Genomic DNA, 25,363 nt, shown 5'->3' with positions numbered 1-25,363 from the left:
ACTGGTACCGGGGCGGTTAACTGTTATGCCAGCCACCTGATCGCTACCGAGACACGGCGCAACCGTCTCTCCAAATTCGATCACACGAACAAAGACGCTCCCGATCGGCGTGACGGAGGTCCAGATCGTTAGACCCGTCGTGTCTCACTCATCCTCTCTGAGCGCTGTGAGCAACTCGAGTGGGTGTTGGGTCTCGATGTCCCTGTCTGCGAGCTGTTGGCTACAGGAGGCGCCGGTCGTGACGACGACGTCTGCGTCTGCAGCGTCGATCTTCGACTCGAGGTCGTCACCGATCGCCATCGAGAGCTCGTAGTGGTCGGTCTCGTAGCCAAAGGCGCCAGCCATGCCACAGCAGGTCGTATCGAGCGGCCGGACGTCGTAGCCGGCTTCACGGAGCAGTTCGACTGGCGCATTGTCCCAGCCTTTGGCCTTGGAGTGACAGTGTCCGTGGAACGCGACTGTGTCGTTTCCGTCGGCAGAGAGATCGATTTCGCCGGCACGGATGCGGTCGACGAGGAATGCAGGAACGGTCGCCGTCATCGCAGGGATGTTGACGGTGTCCTCGAGCAGGTCGTCGTACTCTTTGAACGCGCTTACACAGGAGGGTTCGACGCCGATGATCGGGACCTCTCGCTCGGCGTACTCGGCAAGTGTCTCGACGTTCTGTTGTGCATAGCCGCGGGCTTTCTCGACGAGCCCCTGTGAGAGCGGCGCTCGCCCACAACAGGCCACGTCAGGGACTTCAACGGCGTATCCAAGCGACTCGAGGAGGCGAACTGACGCTTTTCCGACTGCTGGATGGTTGTACCCCGTATAGCAGTCCGGAAAGAGCGCGACCGTGCCGTTCTCGCCGGCGTTTGGATGTGGCTCATGAGTGGCGAACCAGTCGGGGAATGGCTCAGCCGCAAACTCCGGCAGCGTCCGTCGCCGGTCGATGCCAAGAACGGCCTCGGCAACCCGACGGCCTGGCCCGAACTCTTTGAGACGGTTTGCGACCGGCGAAAACGTCGACCCGAGACGGTTGAGTGTGCGGACGTTTCCGAACAGCCGTGCACGAAGTGGTATCCCATCGGTCTGATGGCGTTGGTGTTTCGCCTCCGTTTTCAGCTTCGCCATGTCGACGCCGGTCGGACACTCCGTCTCGCAGGCTTTACAGGAGATACACAGATCGAGCACCTCCGATTGGAAGTGATCGCTCGTAAGCGTTTCCTCGTCGAGGTCGCCGTTTATCGCGGCTCTGAGCATATTCGCCCGCCCGCGCGTGCTGGCAACCTCGTTGTCTGTCCCACGGAACGTCGGACACATGACGCCGCCGTCCGATGTGCGACACTTCGAACAGCCATTGCACTGCTCGACGAGTGATCCAAATCCTTCTTCGGCACTGAAATCGAGTGCCGTATCGACGGTCTCCGGATCGTATCCCTCATACCGAAGGTTTTCGTCGACTTTCGCGAGGTCACCATCCGAGGCAGGGACGACCTTCGCCGGATTGAACACGTCGTCAGGGTCGAAGGTGTGTTTAATTTCGCAGAACGCGCTGTAGAGTTCGTCACCGTACATCGCTGGGAGATGCTCGGACCGAAGCCGTCCGTCACCGTGTTCCCCGGAGACGGAGCCGCCGACCTCGAGGACGATCTCGTGGACCGCTTCCGAAACGGACCGGAGTCGTTCACGGTCGTCTTCCGTTTTCAGGTTCAGGAACGGTTTGATATGGAGCACGCCCTGTCCGGCGTGACCGAAGACGCTCGCCTGGAGGTCGTGCTCTCGGAGCACATCACCAACACGCTCGAGATACGTCGGGAGACGAGCGGGTGGGACCGCCGCATCTTCGATGAACGACAGCGCCTGTTCGTCGCCGGGCTGTCGGTTCAAAAGCGGGTTGGAGGCTTTCCGCACCTTCCAGAGATCGGCCATCGCTTCCTCGTCGAACGCACGTTCGACGTCGACCGTCTCGCTCGTTCGAGCAGCCGATACGGCCGCCTCGAGGTCGTCACGTTGGTCGTCGTGGGTGGTCTCGATTTCCAGCAAGAGTGCGGCCTCGGCGTTCTCGGGCACGAGATCGAATCCCCAGGCGTCTCGAGCGTAGCCGAGGACGGCGTCGTCGATGAGCTCGACTGCACTCGGCTCCGTCTCGAGAACAGCAGTCACAGCGTCGGCAGCGGCGATCAGATCGTTATAAAAGACGAGCGAGACGGCACGCGTCTCGGGACGGTCGGTCAGCTGTAGCGTCGCTTCGGTGATAATCGCAAGTGTCCCCTCACTCCCGGAGACGAGTCGCGAGAGGTCGACCCACGACCCGTCCGGTGCGACGCTGGTCTCGAGATCGTACCCACTGGAGTTTCGGTCGACGTCCGGATACCGCGTCTCGATTTCCTCGGCATGCTCGCGTGCAAGCCTGCGAACCACGCGATGAACCGCTCCGGCCCGGTCGTCGTGTTCACAGACCGTCTCGAGTTCCGCGCCGTCTCGCCGATGGAACTCGACGAGAGTGCCGTCTGCAAGCACACATTCGAGTCGCTGAACGTACGCTCGAGTCGTCCCATGTTTGACCGAATGCGGACCTGCAGCGTTGTTGGCGATCATTCCACCGATGGTACACGTACTCGAGGTCGACGGATCGGGGGCAAAATAAAGGCCGTCTGCCTCGAGGACATCGTTCAACTCGTCGAGAACGACACCTGGCTGGACGGTCACCGTCTTCGCGTCGGGATCGACATCGACGATCTCGTCCATGTGTCGTGAACAGTCCAGGACGATCCCCTCGCCGATGGCGTTGCCAGTCAGACTCGAGCCTGCACCACGGGCCGTGACGCTTGTGCCCTGTTGGCGAGCGAAGTCGACGACTCGCTGGACGTCGTCGCGGGTTCGAGGGAAGGCGACACCTGCAGGTCGTTGCTGATAGATACTGGCATCGGTCGAGTAGAGGGTGCGCGTGGTTTCGCCGAAGTCAATCTCGCCGTCGAGCGTTTTGCTGAGCGACGGTGCCGTAGAGTGGGGAATCTCAGTACTCATGAGTAGCGATGATCGGGTACTGGTTGGCACTCGTCTGCGCTCTGGCGTTTGGTCTGAACTCAACCGTGACTGGACCGTGTCCCGTCCAGCCGTTCCTGCGAGTCAGACGACTCGAGAGCGCGATACTGTTCTCTGACCGGTTATGATTCGGATGTCGCGTACTCACGTGGTGTCATCTCCTGTGTCTGCAAAGTGATTTCGAACGTTCTGCTCGAACGTCTCGCTCGTCACCTGATAACGGGTGTATCCTGCGGGTTCGCGTTCACGACCGACGGTGAATATTTGCTCGTCATCGACGTATACGCCCCAGGAATCGCGGTATTCGACGCCAACACCCATGAAGCGAATCTCGGCGTCGTACTCGGATTGCAACCGGTCGACGACCGGCGGGGTGATGACGTCGTCGGCGAACCGCGGTGGCCGATAGGCTGGCAGGTCGTGTTCTTGGAACTCTTCGATAGCCTCAGACCACCACACTGGCAGCTGGTCGACGTCGATTTCCTCGCCCGAGTGCGCTCGCTCCAGTTCTCGGAGTTGTTCCACAGCGTCGTGATCGTGTTCGTCTGGTGTCTCTGTCATTGATTACGTGTATTGTCCTGACGAGATCCGTTACAGGCGCTTTGGTATGTATTCCGTATGAAAACGTTGGTAACTGGCCACACCCGTCGCTGGCCGTGATCGCCACCGCCGGGTGCGATGGCCATCAGAACTCGACGTAGAGGTCGCCGTCGATAACGTGGACGTCGTAGGACGGAAGACGGTAGTCGTCGCTTGCGAGATGTTCCCCGGACGTAATATCGAACTCCCAGCCGTGCCATGGACAGGCCACGATTTCGTCATCACACGCCCAGATCAACTCGTTGTCTTCGTCGACGTCGATCGTTCCAGACAGCAGCCCCTCACAGGCAGGCCCGCCCTGATGTGTACAGTAGTTCGAGAGGGCGTGATACTCGTCGTTCGAGTAGAAGACAGCGATCTCTCGACCTTCGATATCGACGACGACTCGTTCTCCGTCTTCGATGTCGTCTGCAGCCGTCACGTGGTGTAGGTTTTCAGCGTCAGCGTTCTGTGGTTCGGTGTTTGTTGCCATGTTCTTAGAATCGGTAAAGTTGCTCTGCGGTTTCGCCGTAGATGTTCTTGATTTCGTCGCCGTTGAACTCCGAGCGCATGATCTTCATCAGCGCATCGGTGTAGTCGAAGTCGAAGTGTGGATAGTCCGACGAGAACATCAGACTGTCTTCGCCGCCAAAGAGGCGGATGATCTGGTTGAGATACTCGGGATCGTCTGCACCTTCGACTGGCTGGCTCGTCACGTAGAACTGATCACGGAGATACTCACTTGGCATCTTCTCCAGCATCGGGGCGTCGAACTTCGCTCCCATGTAGTCGTGATCGAACCGTCGCATGAAGTATGGATACCAGCCGAGACCGGACTCCTGAATGACGAAGTCGAGGTCAGGGAACCGAACAGGAACACCCTGGGTCAGCATGTCTGCGAGGTTCACCTGGTGCATCATGTTGTGCGAGGTAGCGTGAACGGGGAGTGCTCGATTCAGTGACTGCCACTGCGTTGGGAACCGGGTCATCATCGTCCCGGCTGCGTTGTGCATCATGATAGGCAGCCCAGCACGCTCACATGCCTCGTAAAGCGGGTAGTAGACCTCGTTGCCGAGAGTTGGATCGACCGAGCCACTCGGAATCATGACGGCGGCGATACCCGACTCGTCGGCGAGATCGTCGACTTCCTCGGCAGCTTTGACTGGTTTCTGCGGTGCAACGATCGCAGCACCGTAGACACCCTCATCCGTGTCGATGATGTTGTCGAGCAGCCATCGGTTGTACGCCTTCGCGAGTGCGGCCGCGAGGTCGTCGTGGTGGACCGCACCGAGATAGAGATTTTGCGTCGGGGTTGCGATCGCTTTGTCCCATTCGATGAGGTCTTTCCCTTTCTGGATGTCTTCCGACGTTCGAACCGTCGGCGAGTCAGCCTTTCCGACCGTCACCGAGTAGAGCATCCCGTGTGCAGGGTACACTCGACCCAGATAGCCGTAGTCGTCACCGTCTCCTTCGCTGTTTAGCAGACTGTAGAACGGATCCTCGAGATACGGAAAGATGTCTTCTTGCCGTTCCGTCAGGTGGAAGTCGGTGTCGACGATAACGTCCAGATCATCCAGTGACCGAACAGTAGCCGGCTCTGTTGATTGAGAGCTCATCAGTGGTCAGTCTTCCCCCATGGTACATAACTATTATCATTTTTAATCCCTGTTGGGATTCGCGTGGGTGCAATGACACCGCTGTTCGGTCAACTGGTTCTGGCGAGCACCAGCTCGACCGCAACAAGTCATAAATCCAGTGTCAGTCGCTCCGTTTCCCGTGGACCCGAGCAGCCTGTCCGTTCGATACCGATGCCGACTGGTTCTATAGTAACAACTGAAACGGGTTGCACACCGATGGCACAGCTGTCGTGCGATCGGGTGCGCACTGACGGTCAGTGGCTACTCTAGGATACGTTCACTCTCGCCACCGCTGTCTCTGCTCCGTCACGGCGGACGAGCGTAGCTGCTGTGTCGTCCGAGGCGATCAAGAACATGTTCCTCGCTTGTTCGAGTACGCCTGCTTTTTGGAACCGAGACACTGCTACTCGTGATGTCCGCACCTCAGAGATTTCGATGCTGTCGAAATAGTGCCCTTGCTGGAGAACGTGGGACTGCCAGCGATTTACAATAGTATCGGTGTAAAAGATAGCGAGCGACGCTCGACAGGGGCCACTGGTGGCTCCGTTGATCACCTGTTTACGGAGTCCTATCTACCAAATTCCGGCGCCTCAGACACTTTTCACTCAGTGTTATGTTCGCAGTCTATCTGTGTCGACTCACCGTCTCGTCTCTCGTTGTATTTCTCCTCTGCCGAAACCCAAGGCTCAAAGTCGTTTGTGGTGCTTTTTCACAGACTCAGCCTATCTACCGGCCAAACGCTCCGTTAAACCCAGATGCTGTCTCTCCACAGGCTTCCTGATCAGTGAGTATAGCCTCGAGAGTGTTGGTAGGGCACAAATAGTCATTACGTCTCTATTTCGATAGTGTCGAAGTACATCTGTGACTGTGTGCTAGACGCAGCGAAAACACTAGTTAGGCAGTTTGAGCGACGAGTAGATCGTGGAGTTAGTTTAAAACGATGCTCGCAGTCCTGCTTAGCGACTCTTCTGTGACGGAATTTGCTGGCTCTCGAGAGCGCAAGCGAACGGCAACGCCCGCCAGGGTGTTCGCCGTTCACCTTCACTCGACTGTGTGTTCGATTCGGAGACACAAGTGAATCGTCGCTTGATACGCGTTGGAGGATCTCATCAAGCAATCTGAAATAGGTTTGTCGGATCGCTGATAGCGTGCCAGACCCGCCGACGTCAACGAGAGCGGAACTCTCGTGTGGCCCATCAGAACGCGATGCGTTCTGAGGACGGTAAAATCCTCGTGGGCCGTAGTTGATAAGACTACTGTCAAGATCAAGGGCAGATGGTATTGGGTGAAAAATACAATTTATCCCGACTCAAATCTCATGCTCGGTGTTGCAGTGTTCGGACGACAAGGCACCGATCCAGGCGCTGCAGTCATATATTAAGTAACTGAAAAACACGATATCTTCGAAATCGTGTCCCTGGTCAATAGCTACGGCAATCTGACTTCATTCTCCTGGTTAGGGTTGAGTGATCAGCGTGATACAGTCGATCGAAGCCTACTCGAGAAGTGGTTTACACCCTGACGATGAGAGCTGACCGGTTCCACAACTCGTAGGTGGACCGTTGGGCGAGCGTCAGTAACTGGCTTGAACATTCTATGCACTATCATAGCACACACCGACCGTAAAAGTCATTCATATGATGAATGCTAGCGGAGGTGCTAAACTAGACAGTACCTTCTGACTGAAATCGACAGCGCTTGTTATATTACGATTCGAGTACCAGTTTCGCTATGGGGACGTCAACAGTCTGCTATCGGTGCAACAGAAGATATCAGGACGACAACCAAGTTCGCTGTGAGTGTGGCGAACCGCTCTGGTTCGATGATGATCTCGCAGGATTCGATCTTTCAAGCCCTCGAGAGATGACTGGACTGTGGCGGTACGCAGCGGCTCTTCCAGACCTCCGCCCTGAGGGGATCGCCGCTGCTGCCGGACAGACGCCGTTGCTTCGAAGCCCACGTCTTGACCAGGTCGCTGGCTGTCGAATCTATGTCAAAGACGAGGGTGAAAACCCGACCGGCTCGTATAAGGACCGCGGAAGCGCAGTCGCGGTCTCACATGCGCTCCAGCAGGAAACCGATGCAGTTGGGACCGTTTCGTACGGCAACATGGCAATGAGCACTGCTGCCCACGCTGCGAGTCTCGGCATTGACTGTGTCGTGCTCGTCCCGACGGACACTCCGGCCAGCCGTTTGGAGCTAATTGCACAGTACGACCCGACGATCATCCAAGTCGAAGGTGAGTACGGCAAGCTGTATAATGAAGTTCTTGACCTGAATCGCGAACTGCCGATCTCGTTTCTGCTTAGCGACGCTCCAGCACGAATTCGCGGCTACAAGACTGCGTTGTTCGAAATCTACGAGGCGATGGCTCCTGACACCCCCGATGCGATTGCGCTGCCAGCGAGCTCTGGTGGGTTCGCCAGCGGGATCTGGCGCGGGATACTCGAGTTCCAGAACGCTGGTGTGATCGACACCCCACCACGACTCTACCTCGTCCAGACGGCTGCTTCGGATCCCATTACTCGCGCTTATATAGCTGACCAGGACGAGGTTTCGGCACTCGAAGCCGAGGCGGTTGGGGAGACGATCGCCCACTCTATCGGGAACCCTAACCCACCAAGCGGCACCCGGGCGCTAACCGCAGTCAGACAGACCGGCGGCGCAGTGTGTTCTGTCACTGACGCCGACATCCAGAAAGCGCAGCGGCAGTTCGCCCAGCGGGGCGGACTCTGTGTCGAGCCCGCATCGGCGACACCGCTTGCGGGAGTGCGCCAACTGACCAGCCGCGGCGAAATCGACGAGGACGAGACAGTCGTCCTACTGCCGACTGGAACCGGATTCAAAGAGATGGGGACTGGGGACGTCTCTATCCAGACCAACACGCTCTCTCGTTCTGTTCTTTCTTCACAGCTCGCGTCTCTTCTTTCGAGTTGAACCCGGGTAAACAGCCACAGAAACCCGAATTACGATTCGTATTCAAATTTTCCCACTCTCCGCAAGCATACTTCTTTGGGTCGTACCAAATTATAGGATTAGTGATAATACCTAAGTGGGTGAAAGACATAGAAGTAACTGTAATGAGCACCCAAAAGACAATCCGTCAGAAGGCCGGCACCGTCGAAGAGAACGCACTGAGACTCGAGCCCGAGAAGGCCGAACAGATCATCGACGCGCTGAACACCGACCTCGCGGACGCGTATGTACTGTATCACCAGCTCCACAAACATCACTGGAACGTCGAAGGCGCGGAGTTCCTCGACCTTCACGTCTTCCTCCAAGAGGTCTACGAGGATGTCGAGGCCGCTGCCGACACCCTCGCCGAACGCCTCCAGGCACTGGGCGGCGTTCCACACGCGAGCATGACGACACTTGCCGAGAACGCGACGGTCGAACCCGAAGACGAGGACGTCTACGACGTCCGAACGTCACTCGAGAACGACCTCGAGATGATGGGCGAGATCATCGAGAGCACCCGCGACCACATCGAACTCGCCGAATCGCTCGGTGACCACGCGACGGGACAGCTGCTCCGTGAACAGCTCGTAACGATCGAAGAACACGCCCACCACATCGAACACTACCTCGAGGACGACACGTTGGTTCTCGAGGAGGCGACCCACTAACGGACTTCGGGCGCTTTCTCGTCGGTCCGTCCCGGAAGCTCGAGTTCGATCTCAAGCGATGGCTCGCCGACGCCCTCGAAGTCAATCTCGAGGGAAACGGGCTCGCCGAAGGCGAACGGAAGCTCCCACTCGTCGGTTTCAATCGTCAGTTCGTCGCCGTCACGAAGCTGCTCACCCAGTGCGATCAGGAAGGAGCCGGCTTCGCTCGCGTCGAGGCGGTACTCCTGTTCGAAGTCGCGACCAGTTCGGATCGTCGTCCGCTCGTTTGAGTTTGTATCTGCATCGGTCATGGAACAGTACGTACGGTGTCGGTGAGTATGTCGATTGGGGTCGTTCGTCAACGTGTGAACTAATACTCCGGCCACCTGCATCGCCTCGCGCTCTGCCGCTTCAAGACTGAGGACCTCTCACAAGAGTATGTGGCGGGTCTCGAAGGCCTCCGTGGCGCTGTCACGGTCTTGGACGTGAGCGTTACGCCCCGATACGGCTCGAGGTCATGATGGTGGTTCCGCGTGTAAATGTCCGTGTGGACGCTTGCTTGTGGTTGTTGTGAGCAACTGCTATTTCGCTGAGTTCATCAAAAACCGACTGAGTCGATCATGACCGTCTTGATCGACCAATACGGGCTGTTACAGCTCGGGGAACTCCTCTTGATAGGTCGTCGCCTCGAGTCGGTCCTCTCGAAGTGGCCAGAATGCTAACAGCGTCGCGGTTTCTCCCTCAACCGCTCGCGAGGTGTGGGGAACCTCGGGTGGAATCATCAGCGTGTCGTAGGGCTCGAGTTCGACCCGCTCGCCGTCGACGAGGAAATCGAGACGACCTTCGACGAGCATGTTCAGCTGCTCGTAGGGGTGAGTGTGCGGTTCACCGTCGGGTTTTTCGGGGGTGACCTGGGAAAACCCAACCATCTGGTCGATTCCACGGAACAGCACCTGTTCGAACCCCGGTTCATCACGGTACGGCGTGATGTCTTGCAGGTTGTAAACGGATGGAATTGCGGATTGATCGTAGTCGCGTGGCATGCGGATACGTCCCTTCTAGTTCATTATAAATTCACTTGTTTTCAATTACTTTCCTTGTGCCCAAAGGCCGTGTCGTTCGGATCACCGACCGCTTTGCGTGACGAGGAGCGCCATCCGTGACACCACACGAGACACCGATATGGGAGTTACTGATTTTATTCGGGCTGGAATTACCTCCGATGTGTACCGTACCACAACTCAGTTCGACCGACTAGAAAATATGTGCCAACAGTGTCTGTGCCCACACACCACTCGGCACTTTCGAACGATCACTCGATTTCAAGCGTGCCATCCATGAAGCCAGCGTGTGGCTCACAGTAGTAGTATTGCGTTCCGGATTCGTCGGCAGTCCATTCGTAGCTGTCTCCCGCTTCCGAAACCGTTTCTCGGAACTCATCGCTTGGTGACTTCTGCTCGAGTGAGTCTGTCGACGTAATCGTGTGGAAGATGTCGTGGGTGTTGGTCCAGCGGACGGTCGTCCCTGCATCGATTTGCACGTGGTCGGGGCTGAACGCGAACGCGCCGTCGTCGCTCTCGTCGCCGTCGATCAGTTCGATTTCGACGGTCTCTTCGCCCGTCATGTCGACGAGAGTGTCGTTTTCGTTGTCGTCTTCGTCATCTGTCTCCGACGAATTGGCGTCCGAGTTGTCACCGCCGGCCATTTCACCGTCATCCGTAGTGTCATCGGTCTCGTCAGCCTCGGAGTCGAGACAGCCAGCAAGCGCTGAGACAGCAACGACCGTGGCAGTTCCAGATCGACGGAGTAGTTTCCGTCGCGTCCACTCAGAACGATTCACTACCATTTCCACTCACTCCAGCGGCGTCGGCATGAAGTTCCGATCGACACCGACCTCGACGTCACCCCACGGCATCTCGAGTGGTCGAACGGCGTGGTGGACGAGCCAGTAGCCGTGTTGGCCCTCCTGGCCGCCGTGGCCGCCGTCCCAGGAGTCGGCGTTCCATTTGTGGAAATGGGAGAAGTCGTCTTCGTGGGGCTGACTTTCCGCTGTGAACTCACCACGGACGCCGATACCGTAGTAGATGAGGTCGCTCGCCTCTCTGAGGTCGGGTTCATCGAAGTGCAGGAAGACGAACACGTCCTCGGTGACCCACTTGGCAATATGGGCTGGAACGTTCGGATAGCCGTCTTCAGCCTGTCCACCTTCGAACGGTTCGTCGTCGAAGAGGTCGATTAGCGTCTCGATATCGTCGTCATCGAGCCCACCCTGGCCCTCGACCTCGAAATCCGCCACTGAATCACCGTCGTACGCTTCCGGCGGTGTCGGCATGAACTCGTAGTCGACGCCGGGTTCGGTCTCACCGAATGGGCTCTCGAACTCGTCGACGGCGATATGCGTGAGCCAGTAGCCTTCGTCGCCAACTTCGCCGCCGTGCCCGCCATCCCAATCGTCTGCCTCGTACTGATGGAAATGCGTGAATTCCGGACCAGGCTGGCCTGCTTCTGAGAAGACGCCCTTGGTTCCGACGCCGACCCAAAGCAGGTTGTTCGCCTCTTCGGGATTCGGCTCGTCGAAGTGGAGGAAAATGAACGTATCGTCGCTCACCCACTTCGTCACGTGTGACGGCGTGAACGGGTCGCTCTGTTCGCCCTGGAACGCCCTGTCGTCGAACGCGTCGACGAGCGGACGGATTTCGTCGTTCGTCAATGCCGCGCCGGTTGGCGCTGGCTCGAGGTTTGGATCCTCGCCGTCGGCGTCACTCGCTCCGTCATCCGTGTCGTCAGCTCCGTTCCCGTCGTCGGACTCCTCATCACCCAGACAGCCCGCAACCGCAAGCGCTCCACTTGCGCCCAGCACCTGTAGCAATCGACGGCGGTCGACGGACCGTGATACGTTGGTTGGCATACGAGCAGACAGTTGGGAGAGCAGGGATTGAGAGTATCCCGGGAGTGCATCACCGACACGGTACCGCGAGAGAGCTATATGTATCCCGGTTCCCACTGCACGGCTCGTCACGCGACGACCTCGTGTGGCTGTGCGAACCGGGTTAGCTGTCGCTGTCGCATCCCAGGAGTTGGCAGCCCGTGGCTGCTCGAGCGCGTCTTCGTTACGAATCGAACGACTCGATTCGCTCGTGGACCTGGGCCGCCCACTGATCGACCGTCTCGTGCATCAGTTCCTTAGCGTCCGGGATCGGCGTTGGAAAATACTGATAGACGTACCCACCGCCGTCCAGGATCTTTCGATCACGCTCGATCAGTTTCTTTTCCGAGAGTGCCGACAGAGAGCGGTTCACGCTGCTTCGATCGCGATCCAACTCGTCTGCGAGCTCGGTTACCGTGCTGCCGGGTAGCTCGAGCAGCGCAAAATACGTGCGCCGTTCGTGGGCATGGATCCCGAACACACACTCGAGAACGCGGTCGAACTCCGGATCGTCGAGACGCATTAGCTCGTCCAACTCCGGGTCGGGATCCGTCATTTCAGCTCATCGCTCCGAGTGGTGGGTCTCATAGAGGAGGGTGTGTCAGCACTGATGATCTATTTTGGATTGTGACCGTCACTGTGGCTGGATAACTCGAGTTCGTCCCCGCTGCTGGATTCTTCTTCCGGCTTGGCGAGTCGGTATCGCTCGAGACAGGTTCGCATCTCCGCTTCGGTTTCGTATGTGAGCAGTTTTATGGGCGTATCGCAGTAGTACGTCTCGTCTCGTTTCCGAATGGCCATTCGAATCGGCTTGCCAAGAAACTCGATCTCGATGACGATACGACTGCCAGCATCGACCGCGTCGATGATCTCCGTGGCGGTCAAGTCCTTCCGTTCGATGTAATGTGTGTCTGTCATTGTTCGAAATGATCCGAATACGCGGCTATCGGGAGTTGTCTCCTTTATCGTACGTGATCCATCGTTATAAACATTGCAAACGGAACCGGACGCCCTTCGAACGAGCAGTGCCGTCGCCGGTGCATCGACACCCCACTCGCAAACGTCGGCGTGTCCCGACATCGACTGATGAGAGTCCGCATCAGCCACAGTAACAGTTATCGTCGGGACAGAACGTCGGCTCTCGCTCGCCAACCGTGAGTCCGAGGGACGCAAGCGAACTCCGGACCCGCTGGCTGGAAGTCGTCTCCGGTCGAACCATCCCACCGACGGCACCAGTCGGAGACTCCCCAGTCTCGATCGTCGTGAGCACCTCCCGTTGTGCGTGATCGATCACGGCCACGTGGTTTGCTGTCTGCACCGGGACGTACAGCGTTTCACGAGATGGCCCCCACGCACCGGCAATGGCGCTTCCACCGACGTCGATGTCTCGCACGACCGCTCGCTCCTCGAGGTCGATTACCGTGACCGCGTCGGCCGCCGGCGTGAAGAGATAGGCGACGTCGCTGTCGGGACCGATTTCGCTCGTGATCGGGGGTGCCGGTAAGCCATCGTCTCGAGTGATACGTTCCAGCTCCACCGGCTGTTCGGGGGTGGAGATATCCCAGATACTTTCGGAGCCGTCGCGCTGAATCGCCGGATCGGGGCCCAGTTCGCCCTCGCCGTTTTCGACCAGGAGATACTCCCCGTCGAACGACGCCGTCGCCATAAACGGGAGCACGTTTCCGCGACCGGCTGGATCGCCGACATCGACATGACGGACGATTTCGAACGGATCGACGCGAACGACGCTTATCGTCTCGTCCGCGATATTCGGGACGAACGCGTACTCGCCGTCGGGAGTGAGCGTCATATCACACGGGCCGGCGTAGCCGACCTCGAGTTCGCCTGTGACCTCGCCGAACGTGTCACTCCCTCGGTCGGCGTCGATTCGAACGAGAACGTGGTCGTCGGGATCCGCCGGGTCGGGTTCCAACGTCGTCGTCCCACCGCTTGCGACGAGGAGATGGTTCTCGTCCGGCGTCAGATTGGGATAGTTCGGCTCGAATCCCGTCTCGATTGTCGCGACTTCGTCTACTGTTTGTTGATCGAGGGCTTTGACACCGCCTGAGACGTTGAGCCAGAGCGTGTCGTAGGTCGAATCGACGCCGGTGCCGTACTGATTGGCTGGGAACGACGCAGTCGTGCCGATGAAGACGGTCTCGATCAACTCATCAGTGTCCGCATCAATGAGACTCAGCGTCCGATCACCGGTGTTGAACACGTACACCGTCGGTGCCCGCTGCCCGCTCGCCTCGGAAAGACATCCAGCCAGCGTTGCAGTCGCCCCGATGGTAGCCGATGAGTGGAGTACTCTCCGTCGATCGATTCCGCTTCGGAACGGGTCCCGTGCTGTTGCGTTCGTTCGACCGCCGTCGGTTTCGTTGTCAGTCTCCTGCGTGCGGGCCACACCTGTGTGTTCGGTCGCTCGAGACTAAACACTGTCTCACGGCTATGCGCCCGCTATACACAACCGACAGGCGGTTATCTGGTCTGCGCTCCTGTCAAGACCTATGCGAGACAGTCGAACAACGAACGGTGTATCCAGACGGCGCGTTCTCGGCGCGACGGGTGCTATCGGTCTCTCTGCACTGGCGGGCTGTCTCGATGGCTTCGGCGTCCTCGAGCGCGGGACGGACGACGAACCCACGCCGATGAGTGGCCCACCGACGGCCGAGCGAGCGCTCCCCGAGGAGTATACGGCCGACGAACTCGAGGACGCGAGTCTTTCCGGCGGGCCGGGACAGGACGGCATTCCGTCGATCGACGGGCCGGAGTTTACTTCGTCCGACGATCCACCGGGGACCCTCGAGGAGGGCGACCCGGTCTTCGGCGTCGAAATAGACGGCGAAGCGAAGGCCTATCCCCAGTACATCCTCGTCTGGCACGAGATCGTCAACGACGTCGTCGGCGGCGAGCCGGTCGCGGTCACGTACTGCCCACTGACCGGAACGGCACAGGGCTTTTATCGCGGCGAGAGCGAACTCGGCGTCTCCGGCCAACTGATCAACAGCAACCTCGTTATGTTCGACCGCGGGACGGAGACGTGGTGGCCCCAGATCCTCGCGTGGGGACTCAACGGCCCGCTCGAGGGAGCATATCTCGAGGAGTTCCAGGTAACCTGGACGACGTGGGGGCGATGGCGCGAGCAGTATCCGGAGACGGTCGTGCTCACGGAGGAGACCGGCCACATTCGTAACTACGGTGACGATCCCTACGGAGAATACAACCCCGAAAGCGGACACTACGACAACGAGAACACGCTGTTCAGTCCGCTGGCGACGGACGACCAGTTCTCACCGAAGGCGGTCGTCATCGGGATGCGAAACGCCGACGGCGCGATGGCCGTCCCCAAGGAGGCGCTCCGCGATCGGTCGGTCATCGAGGGGTCAGTGAGCGACGTTCCGTACGTGACTGTCTACGACGAGGCGCTCGACACGGGCTACGTGTACCGCAATCCTGACGCGGAAGCGGTCGAAGACGACGACGGGACGGTCACTATCGACGGCGACGAGCACGACCCGGATGCACTGCCGCTCGAGCGCGAGGTCGCGTTCGACGCGATGTGGTTCGCGTGGTTCGGCTACTATCCGTCGACGGTGGTTCACGAATGAGCACGGATACCCGGTTCAGGCCAAATCTGAAGCGTCGACTCGACGAGACGGGAGCTGCGACGGCGCTCGTTGTTCGACGAGCCGACTCGCTGTCGGTCGCAGTCGGCGTTGCGATTGTCTATCTCGCCGTTTTCCTCTGGGCGATCGGCGACCTTGCCTTCCGACCGGACGTGGCGGCGAATCTGATCGTGGTCGACGAGCCGCTGGTTCGAATGTTCGACCGAACCGGCCCGGCATCATTCGAGGCTGTTGCACTCCTCGACACCGGTGTCGTTCGCGTGCTAGTGTCGCCAGTCAACGTGGCGATCGGGCTCTTGATCGCCGGACTCGTCGGCCTCAATCTCGGGCTGACTTATCTCGCGGTCGTCCAGCCGGCGGCCTGCGGGATTGGTGCAGGGTCCGGTCTATTGGCATCGATGCCCGCGTTGCTGTCCGGAACGGTGTGCTGTGGCCCCGTCATCCTGATCGCACTTGGCATTCAGGCGAGTGGCCTCCTGCTGACCATGTTCGCGTGGCTGTTGCCACTTGGGGTCGGCCTGATGGTGCTGAGTCTCGTGTACGTTTCCGGACGGATCGATCTTGCCGGCACCTCGAGCGAGACGTCATCACTGTGAACCACCGCCGTGGCAGTCGACTCGACTCTTCTCATCAAACTGGAGCATACTGAGGGGTGGACCAGCTTCCACCCTGCGGACGACACTGCGCCGGTGACGAAACCGTTATTGCCGTCGCGAGGGCGTCTCCACAGTATTCGAATTCGGACCGGCCAGCGTGTAACTTGTCTTCTGGCTCAGCGCTTCGATGCAGCGCCGTGGGCTGGTTGCTTGTGTAGCGGAACCACTGTCGTTTCATCTCGATGGTTGTTCGTGGCCAATGCCCAACCGAATAACATTCATACAGGTGTAAAACTGCGGCATGTGTCGAAACTCACACGACAGTCGAGTATCGGGCCCCACGTGAGTGATTATCATACTCTGAACTGCCGACAAGACGGTGGTTCGAACCACTTCTCGTTCGTGTGCGGAACTGTCCGTTCACAGAATATCTGTAACACACTTTCGAGAGTCGAACCAAACTCGACTTATTGGCCTGCTACGGACGGGCCGTATGGAACAGCGGAGTACATCCGAACTAGCTGACGGAATTTCGAGACGAACTGTCCTCGCTACCGCCACCGCTATCGGCGGCGGCACGCTTGCAGGATGTGTCAGCGACAGCGGCGACGGCGCGTCGGACGACACCCACAGTGACGATGACGACGGTCACGACCACGACGAAAACGGCGAAACCGACGAGCACAGTGAGCTGGAAACTGAACTCGCAGCGGAGATGATCGACGCTATCGACGACGAACTCTCGGTCACTGACTGGGAACTAAACGGGATGTTCGTTCCGGACTACACCGACAGCGGTGGTCTCGAGGCTGACATCGAAATCCTCGGACCTGCCTACGCCGACATCGTCGAACAGGGGTTCGATCGTCGAGCGATGCCGACCGCTTATGCTGACGATGGGAGTGTTGATTTCATGGTCTTTCTCGAGCCCGAGTGGGCTCAGGAGTATCTCGACGGAGAGCTGTCGGAAGCGGAGTATTACGCGGAAATCGCCGACTCCGAACACTGATACTGGGCGTTCAAACAGCATCTCCACACCGCTCTCTCGTTGGTCGTGTCTTGGTGGTGAACACCCCCGATCGCTATTTGTACCTTGCCGAAGTCGATACCGGTGGAATGACCGATTTTGAGCTCATCGTCATCGGTGGTGGCACGGCCAACAACGTCGCCGCGGCGGCAGCGGAGCACGGCCTCGAGACCGCACTCGTCGAACCCGGGCCGCTCGGTGGAACCTGTCTCAATCGGGGCTGTAACCCATCGAAAATCCTGATTCAGGCCGCAAACGCGGTCACCCACGTCCGGGACGCAGACCGGTTTCACGTCGATGCCAGTCTCGAGGGCATCGACTGGGAACGTGTCGTCGACGAGATGGACGACCTGCTGGGTGGAATCGCGTCGGATATGGCAGACCGCTACCGGAACACGGAGGGGCTCACGCTGTTCGAGGAGCGAACACAGTTCGTCGACGAACGGACGGTCGAACTCGACGGCGAAGAGGTAACCGGTGAGAAGGTCGTCGTCGCCACCGGTAGTCGGCCCGTCGTGCCGCCGATCGACGGCCTCGAGGCGGTCGACTATCTGACGAGCAAGGAGGTGCTGTACCTGACCGAGCCGCCGGAGAGTCTCGTTATCCTCGGTGGCGGCTACATCGCCGTCGAACTCGGCTACGTGTTCGACTCGATCGGGACGGACGTCACCATCATCGAAAAGAACGATTCGCTCGTCTCACGTGAGGACGAAGCGGTCGCCGCGACTCTGACCGAAATCGCGAGCGACCGCCACGACATCCACACTGGCCATCTGGTGACGGCCGTCGAGGAACTCGGAGATGGGTACCGCGTCCACGCCGAGACCGACGACGGTGAGACGCTCGCTGTCGACGGGTCGGAGGTTCTCGTCGCCCTCGGTCGACGGCCAAACACCGATACGCTGGACCTCGAGACAGCCGGCATCGAGGTCGATGATCGGGGCTTTATCGAGACAGATGACTCTCTCGAGACATCCGCCGAAAACGTCTGGGCGCAGGGCGACGTGGCCGGCAACGCGCTGTTCAAACACTCCGGCGACTACGAGACGCGCCACGTGATCGACACTGTCGTCCACGACGACCGCCGCCAGCTCGATCTCACCGCGATGCCACACACGATCTTCACCGAGCCCCAGATTGCCGGCGTCGGGGCCACCGAAAGGGAACTCGAGGACGACGGCCGTGAGTATGTCGTCGGCCGCGCGGACTACGCCGACTCGGCGATGGGGCGAGCGAAGAAACTCGAAGACGGGTTCGTGAAAGTGCTCGCAACGCCTGACGGTGAGATTCTTGGCTGTCACATCATTGGCTATGAGGCGTCGATGCTGATCCACGAGGCGGTCGTCGCGATGCGAACCGGAGCTAGCGTCGATGAAGTGGCGAACACGATTCATGCCCACCCAACGCTGGGGAAAGTCGTCGAGTCGGCGTTCAGGGAGAGCTCGAACTGACTGGAGAACACACCGAGCGGACAGACGCGACGAGAAACTCGAATCAACGGCGTCGGCTCTCACTCAGGCGACCACTCGCAGGCGGTGCCTGCAGTCAATTCGTTTTCGTCGATGTGCGCCGACAGACACGCATAGTCGTGGGGACGTCGACGAGCACTGAAAGCGTTCCGTCCGCAACACCGCAAGCGTTGGTTCGGGATCTTGTGCGACCGAATCAGCTACGACGACTCCCCGTCGAAAAGCCGGGAAACCGCCTCGTCGTTGGGCGTCCAGCCAACGAACTCGCCACCTTCGAACGGCAGGTCGACGGACGCGATGTAGTTACACAGACCGACGTAGAAATCGATGAGCAGACCGGCTGCGACGATTTCGGCCGGCGAATACTCGCGAGCGAGGGCGTCGTGAATCTCGTCCGTCACCGTTCCCGATTCGACGGCTCGAGCGTACTGGAGCAAGACGAACTCAGCGTCGTCGAACGACGAGAAATCACCGCCGCCGATGGCGCGCATCTCCTCGAGCGTGACGCCTTTGTGGCGGGCGATATCGACGTGCTGGTGCCACTCGTAGCGGGCACCGCGCGCCTGTGCGACGGTGAGGATGACCAGCTCCTTTCGTCGCTGGCCGAGCTGGTCGTAGAGCGTGTTCAGATACTCGAGGGTCGCCTCGAGTACCTCGGGGTTGTGTGCCCACGCACGGAAGATGTGGCGGTCGCCGAGGTAGTCGTCGGTGAACAGGTGGTGATACGCCTCCGGAATGTCGTCGAGTTCGAGCGGTGGCAGTCGTGGCATGTGTGTTTGGTTGTGATCGGTTAGTCCATTGGATGACTGTGGCGTGGCTCCGAGACGGTGTACGCGCTCTCGTCGGGCGGGCCGGCATCGAGAAACGCGGCTGCACGCGTTTCACCGAGGTCGATCAGCTCCCGGATGAACGACGAGCTGCGATCGACTTTCGTCGAACAGTGGTAGTTCTTTTCCATCGGAATCCGCCGAACCGCGGTCCTCGAGAATTCGTCCTCGGGGAGATGTCCCGCGTCGATCCACTCGTTGACGCGTTTGATGACGTGGAGCTCTTGATTCAGCGAAATATTCCCCGCGAGTTCGTTGCGTCGGTCGGCAATCTCCTCGAGCGAGGTGGGTTCGCCCTCGATCTCTTGGGGGTTGATCTGGATGACCCACAGTTCGTCCGGCTTGCGGCCGGCGTTGCCGGCCATGAGGTCGTCGATCGGCGGGTTCTGCGAAAAGAGACCGTCCCAATGGAGGTGGCCGTCGATCTCGACGGCCTCAAACAGGGTCGGAACGGCAGCCGACGCGAGCACCGCCTGTGGTGTCACCTGCTCGTCAACGAACGTCTCGAAGATACCAGCATTGACGTCGACCGTTCCGATGACGAGCTTCGGAGCGTTTTTCGTACAGAGGCCAGGAATCTCCGCGAACTCGATGTGTCGTTCGAGCGTCTCCCGGATCCGGTCTTTCCCCGCCTCTGAGCCGGGCATCTGGTACGGGCTGAGCTGTGGAATCGGAACCCCGTTGCTCTCGAGTCGCGAGAGTCCGGCAGCCCAGCTGTTCAGCAACTGATCGCCGACGTCGGTCGCCGACAGATCAGTCCATAGCGCCTCGAGGAGTTCGATGGCGCGTGCCTCATCAGCCGTGACGAGCCCGTACCACGCCGCGAGGGCGTTGAACGCGCCGCCGGAGGTTCCGCTGATTCCGACGAGCTCACAGTCGTCGGGCCACTCACGGAACAGTTCTTTCAGGACGCCGGCGGTGAACGCGGTGTGGCTCCCGCCACCCTGACAGGCGATGGCGACGTTCCTCGGATCGGTCTCACTCATATGTCGTGGTGTAGCCGCCGTCCCAGAGTAGGTCGCCGCCGTTCAACTGCGTCGCGTGACTCGAGAACCCAAAGACGAACAGGTTTGCAACCTCCGCGGGCGTCATCATCGATTTGGTGCGAGCCTGCCCGAGCATGACGTCCTCGATCACCGCCTGTTCGGAGATGCCACGCTCCTCGGCCGTGTCTTCGATCTGATCGACCATCAGCGGCGTCAACACGTAGCCGACGCTCACCGAGAATCCCCGAAGTGATCCGCCACCCTCGGCTGCGATCGCTCGAGTCAGTCCTGTGAGGCCGTGTTTCAGCGTGATGTACGCCGGTTTGTTCTGTGTCGCGTAATGGCCGTGGACTGAGGACATGTTCCCGATCGCACCGACGCCGTCGTCCGTTGCTTCGATATGCGGGATGACCAGCTTCGACAGCAAAAACGGCGACCGAAGCATGAGATCATGCATGAAGTCGTACGTTTCCATCGGAAAGTCAGCAATCGACGCGATGTGTTGCATCCCGGCGATGTTCGCGGCATAGCGGATCGTTCCGAGGTCGGCGGCTTCGTCGACGGCGGCTTCTACGGCATCGTCGTCGGTAAGATCGCTCTCGACCGGGACGACTCGCCCCTCTGCGTCGAGAGCCATTGCGACGTCGACCGTTTCCTCGAGTCCCTCCGCGTCGATATCCACGGCAGCGACAGTCAGCCCGTTGATTGCGAGTGCAACGCTCGTCGCCTGTCCAATGCCCGATCCGCCACCAGTGACGATCGCAACAGTGTCCGTTGTGAAGTGATCATCCGGAACACGAAGTACATCGTCGGCTGTCACCTCCGGTGGCGTCAGTTCAGTAGAACCGTTTGTCATAGAGGTCGTACCCTGAGAAGAGGTATATAACCACAGCGGTGTGGCGCTCACCGTACACGGGAGGGAAAGTACTACGACTGCACGGATATCTGTCTTTCCGGAGATTCAAGCTCTTCGGTGTCGTCCACACAACGACTTCGGTGTGCGATCCATTGTTTGTCCGCTCCTGTTGGCTGTCACCTCTTGTCATCGGTTCGTCTTCGAGTGCGAGCGTGGCAGGCGTCGTCGGAAAGCTTCGGTTTCTGGTGTGTGAAGGTGGTGTTCTCTACCCCGTCTTCGCCGGTCATCAAAATGAAAGGCAGATGCCCCAAGGCTTGACCGAAGGCAGTTGATGTGAGAGATACGGCTATCAGCACCAACCTCGAGACCGACGAAATGAGTCGACGGAATCGCCCTTCACTTGTCCTGATCCTGGAAGAAAGCAGAGAGAAGGTGTCGAGTACCGTTCCGAAGGTGCTGGTGGAGCGTCGACGACGAGACACCCATCGAGTCGGCTAGTTCCTCAGCCGTAATCTCGCGGGGCCAGTCGTAGTACCCTGAAAAGTACGCCGACTCGATTGTTGTCCGCTGTTTTTCGGTAAGTTGAGCATCGACGACATCGCGAAACTCGTCGGCAGTATGAATCGAGCGCTCACGTTCTCGCTTCGATCGGAGGTCCACGGTCGAAAACGCCTCTTCTAACTGGGCGACGATTTCGCGGATATCCGCGGACTGTGGCGCTTCGACGACCAATCGTCCCCTGCCGTCTTTGGCCACGGCCGATTGATAGGTTGCCCCGGCTTGCAACGCCGTTTCGGCTGGGGCTTCCGGCGTAACCGACTGGAGGACGAACTCATCATCGCGTTTGGCAACTGCCGTCGCGTCCTCGACGTGGTCAGCCTCGGCCGCGAGTTCGAGGACGGCCGCCGGTTTTGCACCAGTGATCGTGTGATAGTGCATGAATTTTCCCTCGTCAATGGGAATTGACCGCTCGAGCTTGCACTGGCAGTCGAGTTCTTCTGTCACATTGAGACAAAACACTCGTGGATCCGCGACCTCGAACTCGAGTTCGACGACCGAATCAGAGAGCAGGATCTTCCGATTCTGTATTGCACTTATTGCGAAGCCGGTTATTTGGCCGAGCAGTTCGAACCCTCGAACCGCTTTTTCGCCGAACACATCCTCGTTAGTGCCGTGAACCACCATCACGCCGTATATCCGATCACCGTAAATAATGGGAACTGCAGCCGTTGTCTCGACCTGCCTGTCCTGATCGTCCGAATCGGTGTCGGTCACGCTCCCTTCGAGCCGGTACTGTCTGATGACCGCGATGTCTCCCGTTTCGAGCGCTCTTTCGACGGTCCCGTTTCCGAGACTCGAGAGCGGCGTCTCGTTGATCGCCTTGAGGTCAGCGTCGGTGATTCCGGAACCGGCACGCGCTGCGATTCGATCAGTGGTCACTTCAGCGTCACCGATCCACGCGCTACTGTACAGTTCGGATGCTGCCAGCTGTTCACAGATTGTCGATTCCAGTTCGGATCGAGTCGTTGCCTCGACGAGCTTCTTTTCGATCAGTTGAATAAGGGTATTGATTCGGTTCAGCGTCTCGAGCTGGTCGCGTTGCTGGCGTAATTCGTGCTCCTGTTCTCTGAGCAGTTGGGTCTGTTCTGTCCGCTCGATTGCCGTCCGCACGGCAACCGCCAATATATCAGCAAGGCGAATATCGCGGTCGTCAACCTCATCGTCGTCTTCGACGATGATGCTCACGACACCGTGCGTTCCGACTGGGATATGAACGCTTGGATACTCAACCGGCGAGGAACGGCCAAACTCGCCGGACAGCGGAATAGTCGATACGGGTTCTGAGACTCGAAATGCACGTCCGGCGAGCGTGGCCTCGAGATCGTACGCGATGTGAGATGTGACCAGCTTCTCGGCTCCAGTCGTCAACACGGCTGGCTCGAGTATCGATTTCTCGTGGTTGAGCAGGCGAAAACAGGCGACCTCGAAGCCAAGAACGTTCTCGATGGCGTCGACACCGATCTCGGCAATTTCCTCTCGAGAGTGGACTTTCATCAGCTCATGTGCCACCTCGTTGAGCATCTCCAGTTGCTGTTCCTGCGATTTTCGGTCCGTAATATCTCGAACGACACACACTAGTCCATCGTTGTCGAGCGCACTGAGTGAGATTTCCTGTGGAAACGTTGTTCCGTCGGTCCGTTTCCCGACTGCTTCTCCTCGCCACTGTCCCTGTTGCTGGACGACGGGAAGGATGTCCGATTCGAAGCGTTCGATCTCGTCGTCAGCGTAGAGGCGGTCCCACGTTGTTCCGATGAGATCGTCAGTCTCGTCGTATCCCCATAGGTCGGCCAACGCATTGTTCGCGTACGTGAACTCGCCGTGGTGGTTACTGATACCGATACTATCGGTTGCAGCGTCAATCGCCGCAGAACGGTGGCGAATCGCCTGATCGTGGTCGAGACGTTTGAACGCTGTTTGCGTCGTCTGTGCGAGGATGTCGACGAGATCCCGGAGTGATCGGTCGATGTCTTCGACCGTCGTTGATCCGATTGCAAGCAGTCCGTAGTCTCCGAGTGGAACTACAAGGAGTGAGTTCAATGATATTTCGGGGTGTGCAGGATTGTCGACATCGTCGTACGCTTCGAGTAGTTCGGACTCGCCATTCCGGAAAATTTCCATCTCGGTCGTCTCTGACGTGATCGGGCCGATCGCGTCGACCGCACTCCCACTTGACAGGGATGATACCTTTTCGCTCGCGGCCAGCGGACGCAGAACGTCGTTATTTTCCTCATAGAGCCACAGTGCAGTGAGTGACCGCCCGAATACAGTCTGGACGACCTCGAGGACCACATCGCCGATATCGTGGGCCGTATCGGCGTCCATTAGTCGCCGACTGGCGTCGTTGAGTGCCTTTAGCTGTCTCTCGTACGTGTTCCGCCTTGTGCTGCTACGGACCGTCGCGAGCAGGAACGGTCGGTCGTCGACTTCGATTTGTGAAACGAACGTTTCGGTCGATATGGCGTCGCCACTACGTGTGTCGTACGCTAGGTCGCCGTTCCACCCGGCTGCTTCCGTGAGATCCTGCTCGATACGCTCACGAACCCAGTCGAGTTCGTCGTGGAAAAGATCGCCCGGATCGAGTGACATCAGCTCTTCGTATTGGTAGCCCAGCATGTCACAGAACTGGCGGTTGGATTCAACGATGTCATCTGCCTCGAGATCGACCACGACGATTCCGTCGATCGCCTGCTCGACGATTCTTTCTAAGGGTTGTTCGTCCCTGCTGGACCGTCGGTTCCGGGGGTGTTCCGCCACACCTTCCCGGAGTGTGAGCGTATAATATCGTTGGTCGTCGTACATCGCTTCGGTTACGGAGAGCCAGACGGGAACATCGTCACCGCGATTATCGACAAGCGAGAGCGGGATCTCGGAACCGCCAGACGTCGTCGTGTTCGCCTCGTGACGGAACTGTTCGAGCAGCGATGACCGATCTCCCGAAAACAGTCCTTCGATAGAATGATCGACGAGCTCCTCTGGCGTGTAGCCCAGCAACCTCTCGGTCGAAGGAGTAGCGAAGACAACCACCCCGGTTTCGTTGAGTGCGAGAACCCCGTATGGCACTCCAGCTATCACCTCAGACAGAAACGATTCGTCGATCAGAGAGGAGCTGTTAACCATATGAGTGCTACGTGTTTCACCAACATAAATCGACAACACCGAAATGTAAATGAAGGTGAAAACACGTGCAAATATAAGCATTCATGAAGTGTTCATTCTCTTAATCCACCACGATTTTCCCAGCCGACCGCTCCGTTCAGGGATGCACTAACCGACAGCCTGAACAGGCCGAGTACCGCAAATGTTGAAGCTACCCAGTGTTTGGATGGGTTCTACAGATGAGCAAGGCGAGTGCCTCGGGGTCGTACGGAAATCTCCGATTTCCGTGATGACGAGAATCTCCGAGTCTCGAACCACTTGACCCCGAGGCGGTTCACAGGCGGTCAAGACAGAGTGACTCTGGGCGTGACCTCGAGGCAGTTCACGACCCTCGACACGAGCCGACGTTACAGAACATCGAGGAGAAAGCCCACGACTTCAGTCCTGTCTCTTACCCACAAATCCTATCGCCGTAGTTCGCGGAGAGTGTGGCCAAGATGCAGAGTGGTTCACAAAGCCGGGGGACAGATGTAGGCGAG

Annotated in this window: 21 protein-coding genes and 1 pseudogene; 7 read left to right on the top strand and 15 right to left on the bottom strand. The window is 58.7% G+C overall.

Annotated features, from left to right (window positions below; translation table 11 throughout):
- Positions 1-144 precede the first annotated feature (144 nt).
- The 4 genes from ACERJA_RS16030 to ACERJA_RS16015 all read right to left on the bottom strand — a co-directional run bounded on the left by ACERJA_RS16030 (position 145) and on the right by ACERJA_RS16015 (position 5,225).
- The gene (locus ACERJA_RS16030; protein WP_373609256.1) at positions 145-3,012 is read right to left on the bottom strand and encodes an FAD-binding and (Fe-S)-binding domain-containing protein; all 2,868 of its coding nucleotides are present in this window, start codon (positions 3,010-3,012) and stop codon (positions 145-147) included.
- Positions 3,013-3,174: 162 nt separating this feature from the next.
- On the bottom strand, positions 3,175-3,591 hold the full coding sequence (locus ACERJA_RS16025) for a hypothetical protein (RefSeq protein ID WP_006066996.1): 417 nt from the start codon (positions 3,589-3,591) through the stop codon (positions 3,175-3,177).
- A gap of 124 nt (positions 3,592-3,715) precedes the next feature.
- On the bottom strand, positions 3,716-4,102 hold the full coding sequence (locus ACERJA_RS16020; RefSeq protein WP_006066997.1) for a Rieske (2Fe-2S) protein: 387 nt from the start codon (positions 4,100-4,102) through the stop codon (positions 3,716-3,718).
- Between the two features lie 4 nt (positions 4,103-4,106).
- Positions 4,107-5,225 (bottom strand): amidohydrolase family protein, encoded by a 1,119-nt coding sequence (locus ACERJA_RS16015; RefSeq protein ID WP_006066998.1) that lies wholly within the window; start codon positions 5,223-5,225, stop codon positions 4,107-4,109.
- Positions 5,226-6,186: 961 nt separating this feature from the next.
- Here ACERJA_RS16015 and ACERJA_RS16010 point away from each other — a divergent pair.
- The 3 genes and pseudogenes from ACERJA_RS16010 (at position 6,187) to dpsA (ending at position 8,872) form a co-directional block, all read left to right on the top strand.
- Positions 6,187-6,872, top strand: a pseudogene (locus ACERJA_RS16010) (IS6 family transposase).
- 105 nt (positions 6,873-6,977) lie between these two features.
- On the top strand, positions 6,978-8,183 hold the full coding sequence (gene thrC / locus ACERJA_RS16005) for a threonine synthase (RefSeq protein WP_373609254.1): 1,206 nt from the start codon (positions 6,978-6,980) through the stop codon (positions 8,181-8,183).
- Positions 8,184-8,326: 143 nt separating this feature from the next.
- Complete coding sequence (gene dpsA, locus ACERJA_RS16000; RefSeq protein ID WP_373609253.1) at positions 8,327-8,872, top strand: DNA starvation/stationary phase protection protein DpsA; 546 nt, start codon at positions 8,327-8,329, stop codon at positions 8,870-8,872.
- On the opposite strand, the gene ACERJA_RS15995 is transcribed toward dpsA, so the two are convergent.
- The 7 genes from ACERJA_RS15995 to ACERJA_RS15965 all read right to left on the bottom strand — a co-directional run bounded on the left by ACERJA_RS15995 (position 8,869) and on the right by ACERJA_RS15965 (position 14,184).
- Entirely contained in the window at positions 8,869-9,162 is a 294-nt protein-coding gene (locus tag ACERJA_RS15995) for an amphi-Trp domain-containing protein (protein ID WP_373609252.1), read from the bottom strand. The two genes, dpsA and ACERJA_RS15995, sit on opposite strands and share 4 nt — an antisense overlap.
- A gap of 339 nt (positions 9,163-9,501) precedes the next feature.
- A complete protein-coding gene (locus ACERJA_RS15990; RefSeq protein WP_373609251.1) occupies positions 9,502-9,894 on the bottom strand; it encodes a cupin domain-containing protein in 393 nt (130 codons plus the stop codon).
- Positions 9,895-10,163: 269 nt separating this feature from the next.
- Entirely contained in the window at positions 10,164-10,697 is a 534-nt protein-coding gene (locus tag ACERJA_RS15985; RefSeq protein WP_373609250.1) for a plastocyanin/azurin family copper-binding protein, read from the bottom strand.
- Positions 10,698-10,703: 6 nt separating this feature from the next.
- Complete coding sequence (locus ACERJA_RS15980) at positions 10,704-11,759, bottom strand: hypothetical protein (RefSeq protein ID WP_373609249.1); 1,056 nt, start codon at positions 11,757-11,759, stop codon at positions 10,704-10,706.
- A 202-nt stretch (positions 11,760-11,961) separates the two neighbouring features.
- Positions 11,962-12,333 (bottom strand): helix-turn-helix domain-containing protein, encoded by a 372-nt coding sequence (locus ACERJA_RS15975; RefSeq protein WP_373609248.1) that lies wholly within the window; start codon positions 12,331-12,333, stop codon positions 11,962-11,964.
- 59 nt (positions 12,334-12,392) lie between these two features.
- The gene (locus tag ACERJA_RS15970) at positions 12,393-12,695 is read right to left on the bottom strand and encodes a hypothetical protein (protein WP_373609247.1); all 303 of its coding nucleotides are present in this window, start codon (positions 12,693-12,695) and stop codon (positions 12,393-12,395) included.
- A 181-nt stretch (positions 12,696-12,876) separates the two neighbouring features.
- Positions 12,877-14,184, bottom strand: a complete 1,308-nt coding sequence (locus ACERJA_RS15965; protein WP_373609246.1) for a hypothetical protein — start codon at positions 14,182-14,184, stop codon at positions 12,877-12,879.
- Positions 14,185-14,287: 103 nt separating this feature from the next.
- On the opposite strand from ACERJA_RS15965, the gene ACERJA_RS15960 reads away from it, so the two are divergent.
- From ACERJA_RS15960 to ACERJA_RS15945, 4 genes are all read left to right on the top strand, one after another.
- Positions 14,288-15,388 (top strand): DUF3179 domain-containing protein, encoded by a 1,101-nt coding sequence (locus ACERJA_RS15960; RefSeq protein ID WP_373609244.1) that lies wholly within the window; start codon positions 14,288-14,290, stop codon positions 15,386-15,388.
- Entirely contained in the window at positions 15,385-16,002 is a 618-nt protein-coding gene (locus ACERJA_RS15955; protein ID WP_373609243.1) for a hypothetical protein, read from the top strand. Before ACERJA_RS15960 ends, ACERJA_RS15955 begins: the two co-directional genes overlap by 4 nt.
- A 493-nt stretch (positions 16,003-16,495) precedes the next feature.
- The gene (locus ACERJA_RS15950) at positions 16,496-17,011 is read left to right on the top strand and encodes a hypothetical protein (protein WP_373609242.1); all 516 of its coding nucleotides are present in this window, start codon (positions 16,496-16,498) and stop codon (positions 17,009-17,011) included.
- A 107-nt stretch (positions 17,012-17,118) separates the two neighbouring features.
- Entirely contained in the window at positions 17,119-18,480 is a 1,362-nt protein-coding gene (locus ACERJA_RS15945; protein WP_373609241.1) for an NAD(P)/FAD-dependent oxidoreductase, read from the top strand.
- Positions 18,481-18,698: 218 nt separating this feature from the next.
- Here ACERJA_RS15945 and ACERJA_RS15940 read toward each other — a convergent pair whose 3' ends face one another.
- From ACERJA_RS15940 to ACERJA_RS15925, 4 genes are all read right to left on the bottom strand, one after another.
- On the bottom strand, positions 18,699-19,268 hold the full coding sequence (locus tag ACERJA_RS15940; protein ID WP_373609240.1) for a carboxymuconolactone decarboxylase family protein: 570 nt from the start codon (positions 19,266-19,268) through the stop codon (positions 18,699-18,701).
- A gap of 20 nt (positions 19,269-19,288) precedes the next feature.
- The gene (locus tag ACERJA_RS15935) at positions 19,289-20,311 is read right to left on the bottom strand and encodes a patatin-like phospholipase family protein (RefSeq protein ID WP_373609238.1); all 1,023 of its coding nucleotides are present in this window, start codon (positions 20,309-20,311) and stop codon (positions 19,289-19,291) included.
- A complete protein-coding gene (locus ACERJA_RS15930) occupies positions 20,304-21,167 on the bottom strand; it encodes an SDR family oxidoreductase (protein ID WP_373609237.1) in 864 nt (287 codons plus the stop codon). Before ACERJA_RS15930 ends, ACERJA_RS15935 begins: the two co-directional genes overlap by 8 nt.
- Before the next feature lie 396 nt (positions 21,168-21,563).
- On the bottom strand, positions 21,564-24,845 hold the full coding sequence (locus ACERJA_RS15925; protein WP_373609236.1) for a bacterio-opsin activator domain-containing protein: 3,282 nt from the start codon (positions 24,843-24,845) through the stop codon (positions 21,564-21,566).
- Between the last annotated feature and the right edge of the window lie 518 nt (positions 24,846-25,363).

Origin of the sequence: Natronorubrum sp. A-ect3 (assembly GCF_041821125.1) — an archaeon.
GTDB classification, from domain to species: domain Archaea; phylum Halobacteriota; class Halobacteria; order Halobacteriales; family Natrialbaceae; genus Natronorubrum; species Natronorubrum bangense.
The sequence above is the reverse complement of the archived record's forward strand: the minus strand, read 5'-3'. Positions and strand labels throughout refer to the sequence as shown.

What these genes read in the sequence shown, in the direction of transcription:
- ACERJA_RS16030 (WP_373609256.1), bottom strand. Translation starts at nt 3,012, where the DNA reads ATGAGTACTGAGATTCCCCACTCTACGGCACCGTCGCTCAGCAAAACG.
- ACERJA_RS16025 (WP_006066996.1), bottom strand. Translation starts at nt 3,591, where the DNA reads ATGACAGAGACACCAGACGAACACGATCACGACGCTGTGGAACAACTC.
- ACERJA_RS16020 (WP_006066997.1), bottom strand. Translation starts at nt 4,102, where the DNA reads ATGGCAACAAACACCGAACCACAGAACGCTGACGCTGAAAACCTACAC.
- ACERJA_RS16015 (WP_006066998.1), bottom strand. Translation starts at nt 5,225, where the DNA reads ATGAGCTCTCAATCAACAGAGCCGGCTACTGTTCGGTCACTGGATGAT.
- thrC (WP_373609254.1), top strand. Translation starts at nt 6,978, where the DNA reads ATGGGGACGTCAACAGTCTGCTATCGGTGCAACAGAAGATATCAGGAC.
- dpsA (WP_373609253.1), top strand. Translation starts at nt 8,327, where the DNA reads ATGAGCACCCAAAAGACAATCCGTCAGAAGGCCGGCACCGTCGAAGAG.
- ACERJA_RS15995 (WP_373609252.1), bottom strand. Translation starts at nt 9,162, where the DNA reads ATGACCGATGCAGATACAAACTCAAACGAGCGGACGACGATCCGAACT.
- ACERJA_RS15990 (WP_373609251.1), bottom strand. Translation starts at nt 9,894, where the DNA reads ATGCCACGCGACTACGATCAATCCGCAATTCCATCCGTTTACAACCTG.
- ACERJA_RS15985 (WP_373609250.1), bottom strand. Translation starts at nt 10,697, where the DNA reads ATGGTAGTGAATCGTTCTGAGTGGACGCGACGGAAACTACTCCGTCGA.
- ACERJA_RS15980 (WP_373609249.1), bottom strand. Translation starts at nt 11,759, where the DNA reads ATGCCAACCAACGTATCACGGTCCGTCGACCGCCGTCGATTGCTACAG.
- ACERJA_RS15975 (WP_373609248.1), bottom strand. Translation starts at nt 12,333, where the DNA reads ATGACGGATCCCGACCCGGAGTTGGACGAGCTAATGCGTCTCGACGAT.
- ACERJA_RS15970 (WP_373609247.1), bottom strand. Translation starts at nt 12,695, where the DNA reads ATGACAGACACACATTACATCGAACGGAAGGACTTGACCGCCACGGAG.
- ACERJA_RS15960 (WP_373609244.1), top strand. Translation starts at nt 14,288, where the DNA reads ATGCGAGACAGTCGAACAACGAACGGTGTATCCAGACGGCGCGTTCTC.
- ACERJA_RS15955 (WP_373609243.1), top strand. Translation starts at nt 15,385, where the DNA reads ATGAGCACGGATACCCGGTTCAGGCCAAATCTGAAGCGTCGACTCGAC.
- ACERJA_RS15950 (WP_373609242.1), top strand. Translation starts at nt 16,496, where the DNA reads ATGGAACAGCGGAGTACATCCGAACTAGCTGACGGAATTTCGAGACGA.
- ACERJA_RS15945 (WP_373609241.1), top strand. Translation starts at nt 17,119, where the DNA reads ATGACCGATTTTGAGCTCATCGTCATCGGTGGTGGCACGGCCAACAAC.
- ACERJA_RS15940 (WP_373609240.1), bottom strand. Translation starts at nt 19,268, where the DNA reads ATGCCACGACTGCCACCGCTCGAACTCGACGACATTCCGGAGGCGTAT.
- ACERJA_RS15935 (WP_373609238.1), bottom strand. Translation starts at nt 20,311, where the DNA reads ATGAGTGAGACCGATCCGAGGAACGTCGCCATCGCCTGTCAGGGTGGC.
- ACERJA_RS15930 (WP_373609237.1), bottom strand. Translation starts at nt 21,167, where the DNA reads ATGACAAACGGTTCTACTGAACTGACGCCACCGGAGGTGACAGCCGAC.
- ACERJA_RS15925 (WP_373609236.1), bottom strand. Translation starts at nt 24,845, where the DNA reads ATGGTTAACAGCTCCTCTCTGATCGACGAATCGTTTCTGTCTGAGGTG.